This is a genomic window from Rhodococcus sp. ENV425 (assembly GCF_002887785.1).
GTDB classification, from domain to species: domain Bacteria; phylum Actinomycetota; class Actinomycetes; order Mycobacteriales; family Mycobacteriaceae; genus Rhodococcus; species Rhodococcus aetherivorans.
Genome location: NZ_PCZU01000033.1, coordinates 1 through 19,060, shown reverse-complemented (window position 1 = coordinate 19,060; position 19,060 = coordinate 1). Strand labels below are relative to the sequence as shown.

General features: G+C 66.0%; 16 protein-coding genes and 2 pseudogenes. 9 read left to right on the top strand and 9 right to left on the bottom strand.

Features of this window, described 5'->3' with window-relative positions:
* Positions 1-529: 529 nt before the first annotated feature.
* From CQZ88_RS02065 to CQZ88_RS02055, 3 genes are all read right to left on the bottom strand, one after another.
* On the bottom strand, positions 530-1,639 hold the full coding sequence (locus CQZ88_RS02065) for an alcohol dehydrogenase catalytic domain-containing protein (protein WP_102799169.1): 1,110 nt from the start codon (positions 1,637-1,639) through the stop codon (positions 530-532).
* A 98-nt stretch (positions 1,640-1,737) separates the two neighbouring features.
* Positions 1,738-2,358, bottom strand: coding sequence for a cysteine hydrolase family protein (locus CQZ88_RS02060; RefSeq protein WP_006938964.1), 621 nt, complete (start codon positions 2,356-2,358; stop codon positions 1,738-1,740).
* Positions 2,359-2,391: 33 nt separating this feature from the next.
* Entirely contained in the window at positions 2,392-3,465 is a 1,074-nt protein-coding gene (locus CQZ88_RS02055; RefSeq protein WP_029542606.1) for an LLM class flavin-dependent oxidoreductase, read from the bottom strand.
* Between the two features lie 285 nt (positions 3,466-3,750).
* Between CQZ88_RS02055 and CQZ88_RS02050 the strand changes: the two genes are divergently transcribed.
* The 7 genes and pseudogenes from CQZ88_RS02050 (at position 3,751) to CQZ88_RS02020 (ending at position 11,037) form a co-directional block, all read left to right on the top strand.
* The gene (locus CQZ88_RS02050) at positions 3,751-4,491 is read left to right on the top strand and encodes a GntR family transcriptional regulator (RefSeq protein WP_006938967.1); all 741 of its coding nucleotides are present in this window, start codon (positions 3,751-3,753) and stop codon (positions 4,489-4,491) included.
* Positions 4,492-4,905: 414 nt separating this feature from the next.
* On the top strand, positions 4,906-6,261 hold the full coding sequence (locus CQZ88_RS02045) for an MFS transporter (protein ID WP_102799168.1): 1,356 nt from the start codon (positions 4,906-4,908) through the stop codon (positions 6,259-6,261).
* Positions 6,262-6,265: 4 nt separating this feature from the next.
* A complete protein-coding gene (locus tag CQZ88_RS02040; protein WP_006938969.1) occupies positions 6,266-8,176 on the top strand; it encodes an FAD-dependent monooxygenase in 1,911 nt (636 codons plus the stop codon).
* Positions 8,173-9,042 carry an alpha/beta fold hydrolase gene (locus CQZ88_RS02035; protein WP_006938972.1) on the top strand — a complete coding sequence of 290 codons (870 nt, stop codon included), beginning with the start codon at positions 8,173-8,175 and terminating at the stop codon, positions 9,040-9,042. The genes CQZ88_RS02040 and CQZ88_RS02035 overlap by 4 nt, the downstream gene beginning before the upstream one ends.
* 134 nt (positions 9,043-9,176) lie before the next feature.
* Complete coding sequence (locus CQZ88_RS02030; RefSeq protein WP_102799167.1) at positions 9,177-10,121, top strand: 3-carboxyethylcatechol 2,3-dioxygenase; 945 nt, start codon at positions 9,177-9,179, stop codon at positions 10,119-10,121.
* Positions 10,122-10,168: 47 nt separating this feature from the next.
* A pseudogene (locus CQZ88_RS02025) lies at positions 10,169-10,270 on the top strand (hypothetical protein); the annotation flags it as partial.
* A 2-nt stretch (positions 10,271-10,272) separates the two neighbouring features.
* Positions 10,273-11,037, top strand: a pseudogene (locus tag CQZ88_RS02020) (SDR family oxidoreductase).
* A 156-nt stretch (positions 11,038-11,193) separates the two neighbouring features.
* Here the strand turns inward: CQZ88_RS02020 and CQZ88_RS02015 are convergent.
* Genes CQZ88_RS02015 through CQZ88_RS02005 form a run of 3 tightly spaced genes read right to left on the bottom strand, consistent with a single transcriptional unit; the run spans position 11,194 to position 13,859 of the window.
* A complete protein-coding gene (locus CQZ88_RS02015; protein WP_006938981.1) occupies positions 11,194-11,730 on the bottom strand; it encodes a flavin reductase family protein in 537 nt (178 codons plus the stop codon).
* 57 nt (positions 11,731-11,787) lie between these two features.
* The gene (locus CQZ88_RS02010) at positions 11,788-12,591 is read right to left on the bottom strand and encodes an alpha/beta fold hydrolase (protein ID WP_043797917.1); all 804 of its coding nucleotides are present in this window, start codon (positions 12,589-12,591) and stop codon (positions 11,788-11,790) included.
* Positions 12,588-13,859 (bottom strand): LLM class flavin-dependent oxidoreductase, encoded by a 1,272-nt coding sequence (locus CQZ88_RS02005; protein ID WP_043797920.1) that lies wholly within the window; start codon positions 13,857-13,859, stop codon positions 12,588-12,590. The genes CQZ88_RS02010 and CQZ88_RS02005 overlap by 4 nt, the downstream gene beginning before the upstream one ends.
* A 177-nt stretch (positions 13,860-14,036) precedes the next feature.
* Between CQZ88_RS02005 and CQZ88_RS02000 the strand changes: the two genes are divergently transcribed.
* On the top strand, positions 14,037-14,993 hold the full coding sequence (locus CQZ88_RS02000; protein WP_080688475.1) for a LysR family transcriptional regulator: 957 nt from the start codon (positions 14,037-14,039) through the stop codon (positions 14,991-14,993).
* Between the two features lie 550 nt (positions 14,994-15,543).
* On the opposite strand, the gene CQZ88_RS30160 is transcribed toward CQZ88_RS02000, so the two are convergent.
* The 3 genes from CQZ88_RS30160 to CQZ88_RS01990 form a co-directional block, all read right to left on the bottom strand.
* Positions 15,544-15,774, bottom strand: a complete 231-nt coding sequence (locus CQZ88_RS30160) for a hypothetical protein (RefSeq protein ID WP_219727501.1) — start codon at positions 15,772-15,774, stop codon at positions 15,544-15,546.
* Positions 15,775-15,788: 14 nt separating this feature from the next.
* A complete protein-coding gene (locus tag CQZ88_RS01995) occupies positions 15,789-16,763 on the bottom strand; it encodes an MFS transporter (protein WP_219727500.1) in 975 nt (324 codons plus the stop codon).
* Between the two features lie 348 nt (positions 16,764-17,111).
* A complete protein-coding gene (locus tag CQZ88_RS01990) occupies positions 17,112-18,029 on the bottom strand; it encodes a LysR family transcriptional regulator (RefSeq protein ID WP_029542615.1) in 918 nt (305 codons plus the stop codon).
* A gap of 228 nt (positions 18,030-18,257) precedes the next feature.
* On the opposite strand from CQZ88_RS01990, the gene CQZ88_RS01985 reads away from it, so the two are divergent.
* Complete coding sequence (locus tag CQZ88_RS01985) at positions 18,258-19,034, top strand: alpha/beta fold hydrolase (RefSeq protein WP_006938998.1); 777 nt, start codon at positions 18,258-18,260, stop codon at positions 19,032-19,034.
* The last annotated feature ends 26 nt before the right edge of the window (positions 19,035-19,060 follow it).

Here is a 19,060-nt window from a genome sequence, read left to right as displayed (position 1 = left end):
GGCGGGCTGCGGGAACAGGAAATCCGCGGATCCGGTGGGCAGCAGGTCGGCGAGCGAGAATGCGTTCGCGGTGGCCGGAGCGGCGACGACGAGGGCAGCGCACCCGGCCGCGGTGGCGATGAGCCGACGAATCTTCATGTGTGTCTCTTTCTCTCGGGACGGCGCACGGATCGGGGGAATCCGCGCGGCCGCTCGATTATCCCTTTTGTCCATTCGCGGCACCGCATCGATCCCTTCTTCGATCATGAGAACTCGCTGATGTCGGTCTCCCCGAGGTTTCACGCGTGGGAACCACGGCTGGTGGTGCGCAACAGGGCGCACCGACGACAGGAGGACGATCATGGAGTTCGGCAGGAAGTGGATCGCAGTGGGAAATGAGCTTTGCTATCTCCAGACTCACATGATTTCGGCTATCGGCACTGAACCTGCAATGCGCGCGTAGCTACCGGCGCTGAATGCAGATGACCTTCGCATCTTCATCGCAAAGGCCATCTGCACCGAGTCTCGCTCTTATCTTTCGCGTGTCACCTCAGGGAACGCTGATGAAGTTCGAAAATCCGCCATGTCGGGCAGGCAGGTCTGCGAGTGCTTCGTTGATCTTCTCGAGCGGGAAACTGTGGTGTTCGAAGACCGAGAGGTCGAGGACCCCGGCGCCAGCGAGGTCGGCCATGTCCTGGGCTTCGGCGGTGGAGAACCACAAGCTGCCGAGCACGCTGATCTGCCGGCACATCAGCGAGAACATATCCAGCGGTGGGCGTTCCATCATGCCGCCGATATCGACCGCGACGCCACCGCGACGGAGGGTGGTAATGGCGTCGAGGAACGATTCGGCAGGGGCGCCGGGACCGAGGGCGTCGATGACGATGTCGACGCCCTCGCCGTGGTTGTGCTCGTGCACCCAGCTGCGCAGCTCACCCTCCCCGGCGGGGAGGACGTGGATGCGGTCGGGGGCGATCGCGCGGACGTCGTCGAGCAGGCCGGCGTTGCGGCCGGTGCCGAAGATGCGGGTCGCGCCGAGCGCGAGGGCGTTCAGGCAGGTGCCCAGGCCCAGAGTTCCTGAGATGCCGTCGATCAGGACCGTGGTGCCCGGGCCGGCGCCGGCCTTGCGCAGTGCCGAGTAGCCGGTGCCGAGATAGCCGAAGCGGGCGCCTTCCTCGAAGCTGACCGTGTCGGGCAGTTTGACCAGATTGCGTTGGGGTGCGGTCAGATACTCGCTGAGGCCGCCATAGGGGTAGGCGTCGAACATTTTCTGGCCGTCGGCGCCGAAGGAGAAGTAGCCCATGAAGGTATAGCGGTCACAGTTCTGATCGTTGCCCTGCCGGCAGGCGCGGCAGCCGCCGCAGGAGATGCCGGGGTTGACGTAGACCCGGTCACCGACGGCGACGTCGGTGACATGGCTGCCGACGGCGGCGACGACACCGGCAGAGTCGAGACCGAAGGCGGCGGGGAGCTTGGGCAGCGGCAGATAGGGGAACCATTCGCTGTAGGTGGCCAGGACGTTGCTCAGGTTCGGCACGACGTTGCATGCCTTGACCTGTACCAGCACATCGGTCGGCCGTGGCTCGGGAACAGGGAGGTCCTCGATCTGCATCGGCTGATTGATCTCGTGGAGGCGGGCCACACGCATGGTGGACTTCATGTACGAAAACTCCTGATATTTAGTGTGTTTGGTCGCGGTCTATAGGTGGGGATGTACGGCGCGGTCATGTGCCCGCATCGAAGCGAGCTTCGGTGTGATCAGGCGCGGGTGCCGGTGACCGTCGCGGTCAGGGCGGTGCGGACCTCGTCGACGGTGCTGATCTCGGCCAGCAGTCCGAGTGAGTCGATGCTCGCGTGGTGCGCTGCGGGGGTGGCTGCGGAGCATGCATCTTCGACGATCACCACCCGGTAGCCGAGATCGCTGGCCACCCGGGCAGTGCCCTCGACGGAGGCGTTCGTGGCCACTCCGGCGAAGACGAGAGTGGTGATGCCCTTCTCGCGCAGGACGGTGTCGAGGTCGGTACGAGCGAACGCGCCGATGCGCTGATGGGTGAGCACGATGTCATCTCCGTGCGGTGCGAGCGGTTCAACGATCTCGGCGAGTTCGCTGCCCTCTTTGAGGCAGCCGGATTGAGCGACGATGCCCAGCAGGGGTGAATTGACCTCGAGATCGGAGAAGTCGGGCTTCCACGCGACCCGGGTGTAGACGACGGTTGCGGCGGCCGTGCGGGCGGCGGCGATGAGCGCGGCAATCTGGTCGATGACGTGGCGTACGGTGACCTGCTGGTGGAAGAAGTCGGCGAAGGCGCCGGTGGGGCCGACGATGTCGCCTTGGCAGTGCACTGCCACGACGGCGGTGGTGCGCGGGTCGAGTTCCATCAAGAGCTCCTGGCTGGGAAAGGGTGGGGGCGGTCAGGCGTGGGCGAGGATCGAGTGCCCGATGTTGTCGATGTCGCGGGCAGCGGTGAACGGGTTGGACAGGAAGACCTGGAGTATGTCGACGCCGGCCTCGCGCATCAGGGCCGCCTTCTCGCGCAGGTCGGCGGGGGATCCGTACAGGCACCAGTAGTCGACGAGTTCTTTGGTGATGATCGGACGGTGTCGGGGATCGAGTCCGCGCAGGTATTTCGCCCAGACATCGAGGTAGTGCGGCTGGTCCGGGGTCTTCGGGTCAGCGAGGTACTGCTGGGCGGCGGTGAGGGACGCGTCGACAATCGGATCGCCGAGCTCTTCGCGGTGCTGGTCCATCAGCCCGGCGTTGGTGATGCATGAGCTGATCGGGCCGGAACCGAAGCCGTTGGTGACGCCGTCTTCCCAGGTTTCCCCGTTGCCGAGTTGGTAGAACCACGACAGAGAGACGAGCTTGACCGAACCCGGTGCCCGGCCGGCATCGGCGACCGCCTTGTCGAGTTCGCGGCGGATCAGGCCGATCATGTCGGTGTCGGGCCCGAGGCAGTAGACGACGGCGTCTGCGTACTTCGCCGCCTCGGCGAGCCCGCGGGGTCCGCCGGCCGCGACCCAGATGGGTATGTGGTCGGTGACGTTGTAGAAGCCACTGTCCTTGTCGAGGAACTCCACTTCCCGGGACTGCCCGAGCCAATGGTGGGTGACCCGGTGGCCGGCCATCAGCTCTCGTGAGACTTCGATGGCGTGGGTGAGTTCGGAGATCTTCGCGGTGCGGTTGCCCATCGAGCGCAGGGCGTTGTTGGCGGTGCCGATGCCGAGGAAGGTCCGGCCGGGGGCCAGGGCGTTGAGGGTGGCCATCGAATTGGCGGTGACCGGGGCGATCCGGGTCAGCGGATTGGTGACCATGGTGCCCAGGTTGATGGTGCTGGTGTGCTGGGTGGCAAGGGCGAGGAACTGGTAAGGGTCGGAGAACAGCAAGGGGCCTTCGCCGACGCCGAAGTGTGTGATGCCCAGGTCCTCGGCCCGTTTCACCACTGCGACCTGATCGATCTTGGCGCAGGTACCGATACAGAATTCCATGTTCTTCTCCTTGCATGTGGCCCGCGTTGCCGAGGGCACTGCTCGGCCTGTCGCCCGCAGAGGGCGCATGTCCGGGTGCCGGGATATGGCGCGTACGGCGTGCCCTCCGGCGTTAACCCCGAGGTTGGCCACGATGCCCCGTCCATCAGGTCTGGAATGCTAGCGTTCCAGACGAAGGTAACCCACAGTGACTCACACCACAAGTACTAGAATGCAAGCTGTTGCGGTGAGCGCCGCGGCATAAGGGGGAGCCATGTCCGGGACGCCGACGGAAAGCCTGACTCGATGACCACCACCGACACCGGCCCCAAGCCGGGCAGTGAGGCCGCCGCCCTGCTCGCCAATGTCCGCACCTCGGGGGCGCGGCTGTCCTCCGCGTTGTACGACATTCTGAAGAACCGGCTGCTCGAAGGGCGCTATGCGGCAGGCGAGAAGATCGTCGTCGAGTCGATCCGGCAAGAGTTCGGGGTGAGCAAGCAGCCCGTCATGGACGCTCTGCGCCGCCTGTCCAGCGACAAGCTGGTCCACATCGTTCCCCAGGTCGGTTGCGAGGTCGTCTCCTACGCCCCGCGCGAAGTGGAAGACTTCTACACCCTGTTCGGCGGTTTCGAAGGGACCATCGCCGCGGTAGCGGCCTCCCGGCGGACCGAGGCCCAGTTGCTGGAGCTGGACCTGATCTCGGCGCGGGTCGACGCCCTGATCACCTCCCACGACCCGGTGGTCCGCGCCCGCGGGTACCGCGTGCACAACCGGGAGTTCCATGCGGCCATCCACGCGATGGCGCACTCGCGGATCATGGAGGAGACCAGCCAGCGAATGTGGGATCTGTCGGACTTCCTGATCAACACCACCGGCATCACCAACCCGCTCTCGAGCGCACTGCCCGACCGGCAGCATGACCACCACGAAATCACCGAGGCCATCCGCAACCGTGACGCAGCTGCCGCCCGCGAGGCCATGGAACGCCACATCGTCGGCACCATCGCAGTAATCCGCGACGAATCCAACGCCCAGCTGCCGAGCTAGACCCCGATACCCGGGCCATCGACCGGCTCCGCTATCGCGCCACCTACGCCGAGGGGGGACTCTCGGCCGTAGCGCTGCAGACGATCCACCGGCACCCTCCACGCTGACCCCTGTCTCGCCCCAGAGGGCCGGCGCGCCGTCGATCACCTTTACCCTCATCCAGAGACTTGCGTCACCCTCTATGCCCGAGTAGCGTCTGAACTAGACGTCTAGCATTCTAGTTGAGTGCTCCCTCTCGAAGATTCTCCAGAGAACCCCTCTCGAACATCCCCAGAAGAAAGGAGCGGCCATGACGACCGCTTCGCACGCATCGTCCTTCGGGGCACGAGCCCACTTCCGCCCACAGATCGGGGAAGCCCGACCGTGAGCACCACACCTACCTCCCCGACGAAGACCTCACCGCTGCGGGTAGCGATGGCCAGCTTCATCGGTACCACCGTCGAGTACTACGACTTCTTCATCTACGGCACCGCGGCCGCGCTGGTATTCCCTGAGTTGTTCTTCCCGGATGTCTCGTCCGCGATCGGAATCCTGTTGTCGTTCGCGACCTTCGGCGTTGGGTTCCTCGCCCGCCCGCTGGGTGGCATAGTGTTCGGGCACTTCGGTGACCGGGTCGGCCGCAAGCAGATGCTGGTGATCTCCCTGGTCGGAATGGGCTCGGCCACCGTACTGATGGGATTGTTGCCCGGTTACGCCCAAATCGGGATCGCCGCCCCCATCCTGCTGACCCTGCTGCGCCTGGTGCAGGGCTTTGCCGTCGGCGGCGAGTGGGGTGGAGCCACCCTGATGGCCGTCGAGCACGCCCCCACCGCGAAGAAGGGCTTTTTCGGATCCTTCTCCCAGATGGGGGCACCCGCCGGGACCAGCGTCGCAACCCTGGCGTTCTTCGCGGTCTCCCAATTGCCCGACGAGCAGTTCCTGAGTTGGGGCTGGCGACTGCCGTTCCTGTTCAGCGCGGTGCTGATCGTGATCGGGCTGTTCATTCGCCTGTCCCTGGCCGAAAGCCCCGACTTCGCCGAGGTGAAGGCACAGAGCGCCGTGGTGCGAATGCCGATCGCCGAAGCGTTCCGCAAGCACTGGAAGGAAATTCTCCTCATCGCGGGCACCTACCTGTCCCAAGGAGTGTTCGCCTATATCTGCATGGCCTACCTCGTCTCCTACGGCACCACCGTCGCGGGGATCAGCCGCACCTTCGCCCTGGCCGGAGTATTCGTCGCCGGCATCGTCGCCGTCCTCCTCTACCCCGTGTTCGGCGCTCTGTCCGACACTTTCGGCCGCAAGACCATGTACCTGCTCGGCGCCGCCGCGATGGGTGTGGTGATCGCCCCCGCCTTCGCGCTGATCAACACCGGCAACCCGTGGCTGTTCATGGCCGCGCAGGTGCTGGTCTTCGGAATTGCAATGGCCCCCGCCGCCGGCGTGACAGGCTCCCTGTTCACGATGGTCTTCGACGCGGACGTGCGCTACAGCGGTGTCTCTATCGGCTACACCATCTCCCAGGTCGCCGGCTCCGCGTTCGCCCCGACGATCGCGACCGCCTTGTACGCCTCCACCAACACCAGCAACTCGATCGTGACCTACCTGCTGATCGTCTCGGCCATCTCGATCGTCTCGGTGATCCTGCTGCCCGGCGGCTGGGGGCGCAAGGGCGCTGCGAGCCAGCTCACTCGCGACCAGGCCACCTCCACACCGAAAATGCCTGACACCGAAACATTTTCGACTCGGACAGTTCCGGACACCGCAGCATCCCTGCGCGTCCTCGACAAGTGAAGTGATGACAGACATGAGTGACCACGACCGCACCTCCTACGACACCGACGTCGTGATCGTCGGCCTCGGCCCCGCCGGTGGCACAGCGGCGCTTGCCCTGGCCAGCTACGGCATCCGCGTTCACGCCGTCTCGATGTTCCCCTGGGTGGCGAACTCGCCGCGCGCGCACATCACCAACCAGCGCGCCGTCGAAGTGCTGCGTGACCTGGGCGTCGAAGACGAGGCGCGCAACTACGCCACCCCGTGGGACCAGATGGGCGACACGCTGTTCACCACGAGCCTGGCCGGCGAGGAGATCGTCCGGATGCAGACCTGGGGTACGGGCGATATCCGCTACGGGGACTACCTGTCCGGAAGCCCCTGCACGATGCTCGACATTCCGCAGCCCCTGATGGAGCCGGTGCTGATCAAGAACGCCGCCGAACGTGGTGCGGTCATCAGCTTCAACACCGAATACCTCGACCACGCCCAGGACGAGGACGGGGTGACCGTCCGGTTCCGCGACGTCCGCTCGGGCACCGTGTTCACCCAGCGAGCCCGCTTCCTGCTCGGTTTCGACGGCGCACGATCGAAGATCGCCGAACAGATCGGGCTTCCGTTCGAAGGTGAACTCGCCCGCGCCGGTACCGCGTACATCCTGTTCAACGCGGACCTGAGCAAATATGTCGCTCATCGGCCGAGCATCTTGCACTGGATCGTCAACTCGAAGGCCGGTTTCGGTGAGATCGGCATGGGTCTGCTGCGCGCGATCCGACCGTGGGACCAGTGGATCGCCGGCTGGGGCTTCGACATGGCGAACGGCGAGCCGGATGTCTCCGACGACGTTGTCCTCGAACAGATCCGGACCCTCGTCGGCGACCCGCACCTGGACGTCGAGATCGTGTCGAGGTCCTTCTGGTACGTCAACCAGCAGTGGGCTGAGCACTACCAGTCCGGTCGAGTGTTCTGCGGCGGCGACGCGGTGCACCGGCATCCGCCGAGCAGCGGGCTGGGCTCGAACACGTCCATGCAGGACGCGTTCAACCTGGCATGGAAGATCGCGTTCGTCGTGAAGGGGTATGCAGGACCGGGTCTGCTCGAGTCCTACTCTCCTGAGCGTGTTCCGGTCGGCAAACAGATCGTCGCTCGCGCCAACCAGTCCCGCAAGGACTACGCCGGGCTGCGCGAATGGTTCGATCACGAGAGCGACGACCCGGTCGCCGCCGGCCTGGCAAAGTTGAAGGAACCCTCGTCCGAAGGTGTTGCTCTGCGTGAGCGGCTGTACGAGGCGCTGGAGGTGAAGAACGCCGAATTCAACGCCCAGGGCGTCGAACTCAACCAGCGCTACACCTCGTCCGCGGTCGTTCCCGACCCCGAGGCGGGCGAGGAAGTGTGGGTGCGCGATCGTGAGCTGTACCTGCAGGCCACCACCCGGCCGGGCGCGAAGCTGCCGCATGCGTGGCTGGTCGGCGCCGACGGAACCCGCATCTCCACCCTCGACGTCACCGGCAAGGGAATGATGACCCTGCTGACCGGACTCGGCGGCCAGGCATGGAAGCGTGCCGCCGCCAAACTCGACCTGCCGTTCCTGCGGACCGTCGTTGTCGGCGAACCCGGCACCATCGACCCTTACGGATACTGGCGGCGGGTCCGCGACATCGACGAGGCCGGCGCCCTGCTCGTGCGGCCCGACGGCTACGTCGCGTGGCGACACAGTGCTCCGGTCTGGGACGACACCGAAGCGCTCACCAGCCTCGAGAACGCTCTCACCGCGGTCCTCGACCACTCGGCCAGCGACAACGGGAACCCGAGCGGCACAAACGAGCCGCAGTACAGCACCCGGGCCGTGCCGATCGTCGTTCCGCACGTTACCGCCGAGGATGCAGCACCAGCTTCCGCCACCCGCACCACCACAGTCGAGGGAGAGAACCGATGACCCGTCCTTACACCAGCGTCTGGGACGACCTGAACCAGGTCGAGTTCAGCCAGGGATTCATCCAGGCCGGCCCCTACCGGACCCGATACCTGCACGCCGGCGACTCGTCCAAGCCCACGCTGATCCTGCTGCACGGCATCACCGGCCACGCCGAGGCGTACGTGCGCAATCTGCGCTCGCATTCCGAGCACTTCAACGTCTGGGCAATCGACTTCATCGGCCACGGCTACTCGACCAAGCCCGACCACCCGCTCGAGATCAAGCACTACATCGACCACGTGCTGCAGTTCCTGGACGCCATCGGCGTCGAGAAGGCCTCGTTTTCCGGGGAGTCTCTCGGCGGCTGGGTCACCGCCCAGTTCGCGCACGACCATCCCGAGAAGGTCGACCGGATCGTGCTCAACACCATGGGCGGCACCATGGCCAACCCTCAGGTGATGGAACGTCTCTATACCCTGTCGATGGAAGCGGCGAAGGACCCGAGCTGGGAACGCGTCAAAGCACGCCTCGAATGGCTCATGGCCGACCCGACCATGGTCACCGACGACCTGATCCGCACCCGCCAGGCCATCTTCCAGCAGCCGGATTGGCTCAAGGCCTGCGAGATGAACATGGCACTGCAGGACCTCGAAACCCGCAAGCGGAACATGATCACCGACGCCACTCTCAACGGCATCACGGTGCCCGCGATGGTGCTGTGGACCACCAAGGACCCCTCCGGTCCGGTCGACGAAGCCAAGCGCATCGCCTCCCACATCCCGGGCGCCAAGCTGGCCATCATGGAGAACTGTGGCCACTGGCCCCAGTACGAGGACCCCGAGACCTTCAACAAGCTGCATCTGGACTTCCTCCTCGGTCGCAGCTGACACAGACCCCGGCCGGTGCCGCCAACCCCTGCAACCCGGGCGGCACCGGCCGGATCCCACTTACCCGACCTATTGCGCTCTCGTCCGGACCCCCGGAGAGAAAGCGCCGAAGCAGCAGCAAGGAGACCGCCGCGATGCCTGTAGCGCTGTGCGCGATGTCGCACTCCCCCCTGATGGGACGCAACGACCCCGAACAGGAAGTCATCGACGCCGTCGACGCCGCATTCGACCACGCGCGCCGGTTCGTCGCCGACTTCGCCCCCGATCTCATCGTCATCTTCGCCCCCGACCACTACAACGGCGTCTTCTACGACCTGCTGCCGCCGTTCTGTATCGGTGCCGCCGCGCAGTCCGTCGGCGACTACGGCACCGAAGCCGGCCCTCTCGACGTCGACCGTGACGCCGCCTACGCAGTCGCCCGCGAAGTCCTCGACAGCGGCATCGACGTCGCATTCTCCGAACGCATGCACGTCGACCACGGATTCGCCCAAGCACTCCAATTGCTGGTCGGATCGATCACCGCCGTGCCGACCGTGCCGATCTTCATCAATTCGGTCGCCGAACCGCTCGGCCCGGTCAGACGGGTACGGCTGCTCGGCGAGGCGGTCGGGCGGGCCGCTGCCAAGCTGGACAAGCGTGTGCTGTTCGTCGGATCCGGCGGCCTGTCCCACGACCCGCCGGTCCCGCAGTTCGCCACCGCGCCAGAGGAAGTGCGCGAGCGGTTGATCGACGGCCGCAATCCCAGTGCCGCCGAACGTGATGCCCGCGAACAGCGCGTCATCACCGCCGGGCGGGACTTCGCCGCCGGCACCGCCGCCATCCAGCCACTGAACCCCGAATGGGACCGGCACCTGCTCGACGTCCTCGCCTCCGGCGACCTCGAGCAGATCGACGCCTGGACCAACGACTGGTTCGTCGAACAGGCCGGACACTCCTCCCACGAAGTGCGCACCTGGATCGCCGCGTACGCGGCAATGAGCGCCGCCGGGAAGTACCGCGTCACCTCGACCTTCTACCGCGAAATCCACGAGTGGATAGCAGGATTCGGAATTACTACCGCCGTCGCCGTCGACGAATAGACCCCGCCGCTCCCGCCCCGCAGTCCCAACGAAAGGTGGCCCCGGATGACCTCCGTCCGCCCGTGCTCGCCGTCGGTGAACGCGGGCTGGTCGGTGGGCAGGAAGACCTCATCGCCGACATCGCCCTCGACCTCGCAGCTCGTCAGTAGGAATGCACACGGGCCGAGGAGTCGCGCTGGTCACCGGGGCCAGCCGCGGCATCGGGGCGGCCATCGCAGATGCGGTGGCCGCCTCCGGTGCCGCCGTAATCGTCCACTACGGATCCGATCGGACGGCCGCCGCTGCGGTGGTCGACGGCATCACGGCTGCCGGGGGCCTCGCGGCTGCGGTCCAGGCCGACCTGTCCCGACCCGAGGGGACTGAAGAGCTGATGCGGGAGTTCGACTCCGCGCTCGACGGTCTCGGGCTCGACCGAGGGCTCGACATCCTCGTCAACAACGCCGGAATCAGTCGGCGCGGAGCGCTCGAGCGCGTCACTGTCGAGGATTTCGACCGTCTGGTCGCACTCAATTAGCGCGCCCCGTTCTTCGTGACTCGGCATGCCCTGCCCCGGATGCACGACGGCGGTCGCATCGTCAACATTTCCTCCGGATCCGCCCGCTACGCCAGACCCGACGTCATCAGCTACGCCATGACCAAGGGGGCGATCGAGGTGTTCACCCGCGCCCTCGCCGTAGACGTCGGCGAACGAGGCATCACCGCCAACGCCGTGGCGCCGGCCGCGCTCGATACCGACATGAACGCGCACTGGCTTCGCGGTGACGACCATGCCCGCACCACCGCCGCGTCCACCACTGCACTGCGAAAACTCGCCACCGCGGAGGACATCGCCGCGATCGTGGCCTTCCTCGTCAGCGCCGCCGCCGGTGCGATCACCGGGCAGGTCATCGACGCCACCAACGGCAACCGGCTCTAACCAGAACTTACCCGGTCCCGGGTCTAGTCTCACCGCTTGGAGAGATCGGGCACGAGAGGCTTGCGGTGCATCGTATGCGGCCGCCTCGAATCCAAGCGGACGAAGAATCCAGACTTGCCGGTCACGCCCCGACAGGCATGGAGCCGGCCGGACCGATCATTCCCAGGAGCCGGAGCTGTGAAGCTGGGATGTCTGCCCGCGGTAGTACACCAACGGCCGGTTGTCGCTGAAGTCGACGTCGGTGACGCGGCCGATCATGCCGAGGTGGTCCCCGGCTTCGAAAACATGGTCCTGCTCGCACAGCACCGTGGTGACGGCGTTCTTGATGGTGGGGATTCCGTGGTGATATTCCCACTCACCGAGGTCGAACTTCGCTCCGTCGAGTCGAGCGAAGCCGTGGCAGATCTCGGCTTGATCCTCGGCGAGGACGTTGATGCAGAATGTGCGACAGCGCCGAAGCTGGGCGAACGTCGATGATCCGGAGAAGGCGAAGAACGCCACCAACGGTGGATCGAGCGATACCGAGGTCAGCGAGCCGATGGTCATGCCGACCGGTTCCCCGTCGCACAGGGCGGTGACGACGGCGACCGAGGTGGGCACGCGGCCCATGGCCCGCCGGATCGTCGTCGCATCGACCTCGTGCTCGTCGGCCGGTCGGGTATCGCGTGCGGGGGGTTGCAGCGTTGTGGTCATGGTCGGTTTCCTGGGAGGTCGGGGACCCGGTCGGGAGGACACCGGTGCCTGCTCGGGTCAGAGGAGGAATTTGTCGACGGCTTCGACTGTGTCGTCGAGTTTTTCCACCTGGGGGATGTGGCCGCAGTCGTCGACGATGGTGACGGTGCTGTCGGCGATGAGCTTGTGGAACTGATCGGCGTAGTCCACCGAGATGAGCCTGTCGTTGCGGCCCCACACGATCAGCGTGGGTGCGGTGATGCGGTGCAGGCGGTGCCGCAGGCCGCGGTCGGGGATGGGCCAGGCGAACTTGCCGGTGCAGCCGAACGCCCACACCATCGCCGCGGCCGCGGCCTGCTGCTGGGCGAGGTCGTCGGAGGGTGCGAGCATCGCCTGGGCGGCCGGGCTCGCCGGGTCGTGGAACAGCAGGGCCGGTAGCTGGTCGGGGGGTGTGGCGATCCAGTTGGCGACCGGGGCGGTCTCGGTCCACAGCCCGATCGGGTCGAGCAGGACCAGCTTGTCGGGCAGGGTGGGGAAGGTGGCGGCGAGTTCGGCGGCGAGCATGCCGCCGAAGGACTGCCCGATCACCACGGGATGGTCGAGCCCGAGGGTGCGGACCAGCTCCTCGTAGGCCAGCACCATGTCGCTGAGGGTGTCGATGGTGTGGATGGCGTACGGGTTGCCCTCGCTGGTGCCGGGGAATTCGGGGGCGTAGACGGTGTACCGGGAGGCCAAATGGGACAGGAACGGATCCCACGCCAGACCGGCGGCCGGGTGCAAATACAGCAGCGGTGCGCCGGCGCCGGCGACCTTGACGGTGATGGCGAGCCGGCCGCCCCAGACGTCGACGGTCTGTTCGGTGATGGTGGGTGTGGTGCTCATCGGGCGTTCGCTCCTGCCTTCGTGGTGGCGGTGATGTCGTAGGCGATGGGGGTGCCGCCGAGTCGGCTCGGCCACCAGTGGTGTTCGTGGTCGGTGTCGGTCCACAGCGTGCGCAGCCGCGGCAGGACCTCCTCGGCGAACAGGTGGATGTTCTTCATCACCAGGTGCCGGGGCAGCGAGCCGAAGCCGAGCATGGCGTGCAGATTGCCGATGCCGTATTCGCGGCAGAAGGCGAGCAGCTGTTCGGCGACGGTGTCGGGGCTGCCGACCACCACGACACCGGCCTCGACCAGATCGCGGAAGGTGGCGGTGCGCATGCGGTGGTACAGGCCGAAGTCGCCGGGGTCCTTGATCAGGGCCTTGACGCCGTTGATGTCGATGGCGCCGGGCAGGCCGAGCTTCTCGATCGGGATCGAGCCCAGGCCCTTGCGGAAGGCGTACTCGGCGTGCGGACCGTACTCGGTCTCGGCGCGTTCGTCGGTCTCGGCGACGGCGATGGTCTGCAGGAACCCGATGCGGTAGGGATTGCGGGCGACGCCGGCCTCGTCGGCCTGTTCCCACATGCGGTCGAAGATGCGCTTGCCGGTCAGCTTGGCGCCGAACCAGCTCAGGTAGTTGAACCCGAAGCCGCGGTCGAAGCACATCCGCATGGTGCGTGGGTTGCCGATGCCGGTGATCCACACCGGCACGTTCTCCTGCAGCGGCCGCGGCCACATGTTCACCATCGGATATTGGGTGTAGCGGCCGTTCCAGGCGAACGGTTCCTGCTCGCGCCAGGCCCGCAGGACCAGTTCGAGGTTCTCGTCGAACCGGGGGCGGACCTCGATCGGCGGGATGCCGTTGTTGATGTTGGCGTCGTAGCTCAGACCCACGGTCAGTCCGGCGACCAGGCGGCCGCCGCTCATCACGTCGATCATCGCGTATTCCTCGGCGGCCCGGAGCGGCTCGCGGGCTTTGCCCAAAGAGCGGCCCATCGGGTAGACGGCGACGTCGAGTCCCTCGGTCTCGGTCATGTAGGCCAGCGCGCTCGAGATCAGATCGGGGTTGGGGACCATGTCATAGCTGCTCTGGCCGTGTTCGGTGACCGCGACGCCGTCGTAGCCGCTGCGGGCCCCGAGCATGAGCTCGTCCATGAAGTCCCGGATCGAGGAGTACATCCCGTCCCGGGTGACGAGCGAGTACGGGATGCTGCACACCGACTCGTATTTGGTCTCGAAGTCGTCGGGCAGGTACCGGTACGGCGCCTGCAGGAACAGGTTGACCTTCACGTGTTCTCCTCCACAAGTGCGACGAGGTGAGAAACGCCCAGCCCGCGGTCCCACCGGAACGAGAGGCCCGTCACTGTCCGGGGTCGGTGTGATCCAGCTCTCGAAGATGAGGCTAGGAGGCAGAAACCTAGATGTCTAACACCTGTTTGTTCAGCTATTGAGATATCTTCCATCTGAATGTCAGACTGGGGTATGGAGCTGCGCCATATGAAGTACTTCGTCACCGTTGTCGACGAGGGCAGCTTCACCCGGGCGGCCGAGCGGCTGTCCATCGCCCAGTCCCCGGTCTCCCATCAGATCCGCAAGCTCGAACGCGAACTCGGCGTGCGACTGCTCGCGCGCACCACCCGCTCGATCGCCCTGACCGAGGCCGGCCGGGTGTTCTACGACCGCTGCGTCGCCCTGCTCGCCGCCAGCGAGGACGCCGTGGATTCGGCGCGCAAAGCCGACCGCGGAGAAATGGGAGCATTGTCGTTGGGGTTCACCGGCTCGGCCACCTACGACCTGATGCCCAACCTGGTCCGTGCCTACCGCGAACGCAACCCGCTGGTGGAGCTCACCCTGCGCAGCGAGATGCTCACCCCGGCCCAGGTTCAGGCCCTGCTCGATGGCACCCTGTCCGTCGGATTGCTCCGACCCCCGGTGAACGCGCCCGGCATCGTCGTCGAACTGCTGCGCAACGAACCCCTGCTGGTGGTCATGCCCGTACAGCACCCCATGGCCAGCGCCACCACGATCGACCTCCACGATCTCGCCGACGAGGCATTCATCGGCTACTGCTCCCCGTCGACCATGCACGACACCCTGATCACCGCGTGCAGGCAGGCGGGCTTCGTTCCCACCGTCCGGCAACAGGTGGCCGAGACCTCCACCCTGGTCGCCCTCGTCGCCGCCGGCCTCGGGGTCGCCCTCGCGCCCGAGTCGGTACGGCACCTGCGCATGAACGGTGTCACCTACCGACCGCTGAGATCTCCGACAGTGTCCGTGCCCCTGGCCTTGGCCTACCGCGAGGACACCATCGGCCCACTCATCCGTCGCTACCTCGACACCGCCCGAACCGTCCTGCGCAGCAAGAAACTGCTCGACACCACGTCCGATCTCGACGAGTTGGGCCAGTACATCGACACGATCTGAAGCACATCTGTCTCGTGCTCCTGGCGTTCGAGGCGGCACAATATCGGTTATCGGCTGCATGTATGGCAATCTTTAGGCCAATAACGGGGCTATCAGCGGCCCGGGCACCTGCACCGCCGCCACCGGCGTATGGGACGCACCCGTCGGGGACCGAGGCATCCCGATGAGGAGAGGGTGCCGATGGCCGCGGCGCCGGCCCCGCGGCGGTCGGCGGCGTCTGTCTCGCACTTTCCGCCATGGTGATGCCCGCGCTGGCCCGGTGATCCGCCGAGGACGCGGCCGCGACCATGGTCGCGATCAACGACGGGCCGTGCAGCCGGCCGTGGTCAGCCGATCTTGTCGGCGGCGCCCAACAGGTCGGCTCACCCTTCTTCATGTCCGACACTCGGTTTCGATCCACTCACCGCGAAGCGGCAGGCTGGGGCCGTGGGTCTCGATGATGCGGCTGCGCGTGTCATCTCTCGAGGGCGATCGCGATGAAGACACAGCTCGGCCCCGCCTGGAACGCAGGCGGGGGCCGAGCCGAATGTCACGGTTGGTTCAGGGGACCTCAACGGCCTGCCGGGACGGCGGTGCTCTCGTCCTCGCTGGAGACCTTCTCTTCGCCGGGCAGCGGGATGCGGTCCATTTCGAGACCGGCTGTTTCGGGGATGAACCTGACGGCTACCAGGGTGACCACAGCCAGCACCACGATGTAGGCCGAGAAGATCCACCCGACATCCATGGAGTCGAGCCAGGCGTAGAGATAGGGCGCCGTGCCGCCGGAGAGTGCGGCACCCACGGAGGTCCAGATGCCTACGCAATTCCCTGCGATACGAACAGGGTCCACGGCGCCGACGTCAGGACCCAGTTGATGGGGAACACCACCACAATGACCGCGACAGCCCACAACACCAGTTGCTTGCGGCGCCCGATCCGGTCCGAGAGCCGCCCCCAGAACGGCAGTGCGATGAAGGCAAGAATCTGTGCGCAGAACGTTGCGATGTAAGCCCCGTTGGGAACCATGCCCTTGCCGGAAATGGCGAACGACGAGGAGAAGTTCACCCACGTGTAGTAAAGGACGTTGGTCAGGAGGCTCAGCATCAGAATGCGGACGGCGATGATCACCAGTTGCCGGCGCGTGATCACCCGGACCGACGCGGTGCCGGCGGCCGCCTTGGCTTCCTCGAAGAATCCGGATTCTTCGGCCTGACGGCGGAGGAACAGCGCGAAGATGGCCAGCACTGCTCCGATGGCAAAGCCGATGCGCCACCCGAACTCCGACATGTCGTCCTCGGAGATGATCGACGTCAGAAGGATGCTCATCGCGGTTGCCGCCATGACGCCGAGCAGCATGGTCATCATGATGCTGCTACCCCACAGGCCCCGCTTGTTCGCCGGGGCGATCTCGGCCAGGTATGTGTAGGCGTTTCCGCTTTCGCCGCCGTGGGCGATGCCCTGGATGAGCCGAGCCGTCAGAAGGAGAACCGAGGCCCAGATGCCGATGGAGTCGTAGGTCGGGATCACCGCGATCAGGAGACTGCCTGCGCCCATCATGAGCATGCAGATGACCAGGGATGTCTTGCGTCCCAGCCTATCTCCCAGTCGGCCGAAGATCAGCCCGCCGAGGGGGCGGGCGAGGAAGCCGCCGGCGAACACCGCCAGCGTGGAGAGCAGCGCCGACTGGGGATCGTTCTTGTCGAAGAAGTTGGCGGCCAAGTATGTGGTCAGGAGCGCATACATGGTCCAGTCGAACCATTCGAGGAAGTTTCCCGAGACGACGGCGATCATGGACTTCCGCTGATTTCTCGGAAAGTGCCCTGTGCCGTCTGGCATTCCGGCGCCGTCGCCGGCAGTGGCTGTTGTTGACATGGAGAACCTAACGAAGGGAGAAGTTGAGGAAGGGGAACGGCTCCTATGAGGCGCGCCCCCCGGGGCGGGCGTTGTGACCCACCGCGCAGAGCTTCTCATATCCACAGTAGTGCAATCCAATTCTGATTGATCTGAATTCACTATGAGTTTGATAGCGGGGATTAACCAATCCGAAGGTACGTCGACGGGAACGACAAGAACCCCAGCGGAACCGGGGCTTCGGTGAGTCCGGCGGGGCTGATCCGGCCCTTTCGGGGCAACGTCGGGTTACCGGATGAGGAGTACCGGCTCGGGCTCGGGTGTGGGCAGGAGCTCCCGGGCAATGGCCACGACAGCGTGCAGGGCAGGATCCGTGTTCTTCTTGTGCCATGCCAGCACAGCGGCCATTTTCGGTACCGGTGTGGAAAACGCCCGATAGCAAAGTCCGGGCATTTGGATGTGCTGTACGGAGGAGACTGTCACTGTGATCCCGACACCGGCGGCGACGAGACTGAGGATCGTGTAGGAATCGGGCGCCTCCTGGACGATGCGCGGGGAGAAGCCCGCCTGCAGGGCGATCAGCGCCGTGGCGTCCCTGACCGTAGAGCCTTGCGTGCCAGGGAAAGTCACGAACGGCTCACCGGCCAGGTCGGCGACTTCCAGCTCCGGTTTCGCCGCCAGTGGGTGGTCTTCGGGCAGCGCAGCCACCAGCGTCTCGAAGTCGATGATGTGCCAGTCGATCGACGGGTCGCGGACAGGCAGACGAGCCAAGCCCATGTCGAGGCTTCCGGAGAGGATCTGATTCACCACCGCTCCGCCGTACGTCTGCCCTTGGAGAGCAAGGTCGATGCCCGGTTCGCTGCCCTTGACGGCCCTGGTGATCAGAGGCAGGACGCGGCGGCTGCTGGCGCTGGCAAAACCCAAGGAAACTCTGCCGGTGATTCCCGAGCTGCCGAACATCGCCGCGCGTTTTGCCAGGTCCAAGTCGTTCAGAACCTTCTGCGCCGGGCCCTGCAACGCCTGGCCCGCCTTCGTGAGTGAGACGGACCGTGTGTTGCGCTCGAACAGCTGGACGCCGAGCTCCTTCTCCAACTGCTGGATCTGCTGGCTGACGGGAGGCTGCGCCATATGAAGCCGCGCGGCCGCCCGGCCGAAGTGAAGTTCCTCCGCTACCGCAAGGAACGTGCGCAGGTGACGGATCTCCACTACTGCCCCCATTGATCTATCTCGACTATCAGACCGTGCCGCTATTGATATTAGGCGAGCATCAATTTCAGCAGAGCCTCCCGGTGGGAACTCGACGCTCCGGCCGAGAAGGCGGACGACGAAGGCGAATATTCGTCAGAACCCAACGGATCGCATTCTTTCGGCAGTAGCCACGCAAGCGTCGGACAGGGCCGCGCCCCTGGTCGGCGGCACTGGAAGGATGTCGCCATGAGCGATATACACACCGTCGCGTTCGGCGACGTGGAGATCGAGGTGCTCGTCGACGGATCCGGCCCGGCCGTGGTGTTGCTGCCGTCCCTCGGCCGCGACTCCTACGAGTTCGACCCGATCGCAACCGACCTCGCCGCCGAGGGCTTCCGTGCGATCCGGCCCCAGCCGCGTGGCGTGGGCACGAGCCGCGGTCCGCTCGAGGACCTCGACCTGCACGACCTCGCCCGCGACGTCGCCGAGGTGATCGAGCGGCTCGACGCGGGCCCGGCCGTCCTCGCCGGGCACGCCTTCGGCCACTACGTCGCGCGGGTCCTCGCTGCGGATCGGCCCGACCTGGTGCGGGGGGTGGCGATTCTCGCCGCGGGCGCCCGCCGGTTCCCGGAGTCGCTCACCGAACGCGTCGCCAAGTGCTCCGACCTGTCGCTGCCGGGTGCCGAGCGGCTCGAGCATCTGCGGGCGGTGTTCTTCGCCGAGGGGCACGACCCGGCGGTGTGGCTCGACGGCTGGTGGCCCGCCGCGATCGTCGCGCAGCGCCGGGCGATGGCCGCCACGGACAAGGAATCATGGTGGACGGTCGCGCCGTCGCCGCTGCTGGACCTGCAGGCAGGCGACGACGTGTTCCGTCCGGCGCCGACCCGCGGCGAACTCACCGGGCAGTTCGGCGCCGACCGGGTCACGGTCGTGCTGATCCCCGGGGCCGGGCATGCCCTGATCCCCGAGGTTCCGCACGAGGTCGCCCGGGCCCTGATCGACTGGATCCGCGTCCTGCCCTGAGCTTGACGTTTAACCTGTCCGGCTGA

Coding starts and splice junctions, on each gene's coding strand:
- CQZ88_RS02065 (WP_102799169.1), bottom strand. CDS start 1,639: ATGAAGTCCACCATGCGTGTGGCCCGCCTCCACGAGATCAATCAGCCG.
- CQZ88_RS02060 (WP_006938964.1), bottom strand. CDS start 2,358: ATGGAACTCGACCCGCGCACCACCGCCGTCGTGGCAGTGCACTGCCAA.
- CQZ88_RS02055 (WP_029542606.1), bottom strand. CDS start 3,465: ATGGAATTCTGTATCGGTACCTGCGCCAAGATCGATCAGGTCGCAGTG.
- CQZ88_RS02050 (WP_006938967.1), top strand. CDS start 3,751: ATGACCACCACCGACACCGGCCCCAAGCCGGGCAGTGAGGCCGCCGCC.
- CQZ88_RS02045 (WP_102799168.1), top strand. CDS start 4,906: ATGGCCAGCTTCATCGGTACCACCGTCGAGTACTACGACTTCTTCATC.
- CQZ88_RS02040 (WP_006938969.1), top strand. CDS start 6,266: ATGACAGACATGAGTGACCACGACCGCACCTCCTACGACACCGACGTC.
- CQZ88_RS02035 (WP_006938972.1), top strand. CDS start 8,173: ATGACCCGTCCTTACACCAGCGTCTGGGACGACCTGAACCAGGTCGAG.
- CQZ88_RS02030 (WP_102799167.1), top strand. CDS start 9,177: ATGCCTGTAGCGCTGTGCGCGATGTCGCACTCCCCCCTGATGGGACGC.
- CQZ88_RS02015 (WP_006938981.1), bottom strand. CDS start 11,730: ATGACCACAACGCTGCAACCCCCCGCACGCGATACCCGACCGGCCGAC.
- CQZ88_RS02010 (WP_043797917.1), bottom strand. CDS start 12,591: ATGAGCACCACACCCACCATCACCGAACAGACCGTCGACGTCTGGGGC.
- CQZ88_RS02000 (WP_080688475.1), top strand. CDS start 14,037: ATGTCAGACTGGGGTATGGAGCTGCGCCATATGAAGTACTTCGTCACC.
- CQZ88_RS01995 (WP_219727500.1), bottom strand. CDS start 16,763: ATGATCGCCGTCGTCTCGGGAAACTTCCTCGAATGGTTCGACTGGACC.
- CQZ88_RS01985 (WP_006938998.1), top strand. CDS start 18,258: ATGAGCGATATACACACCGTCGCGTTCGGCGACGTGGAGATCGAGGTG.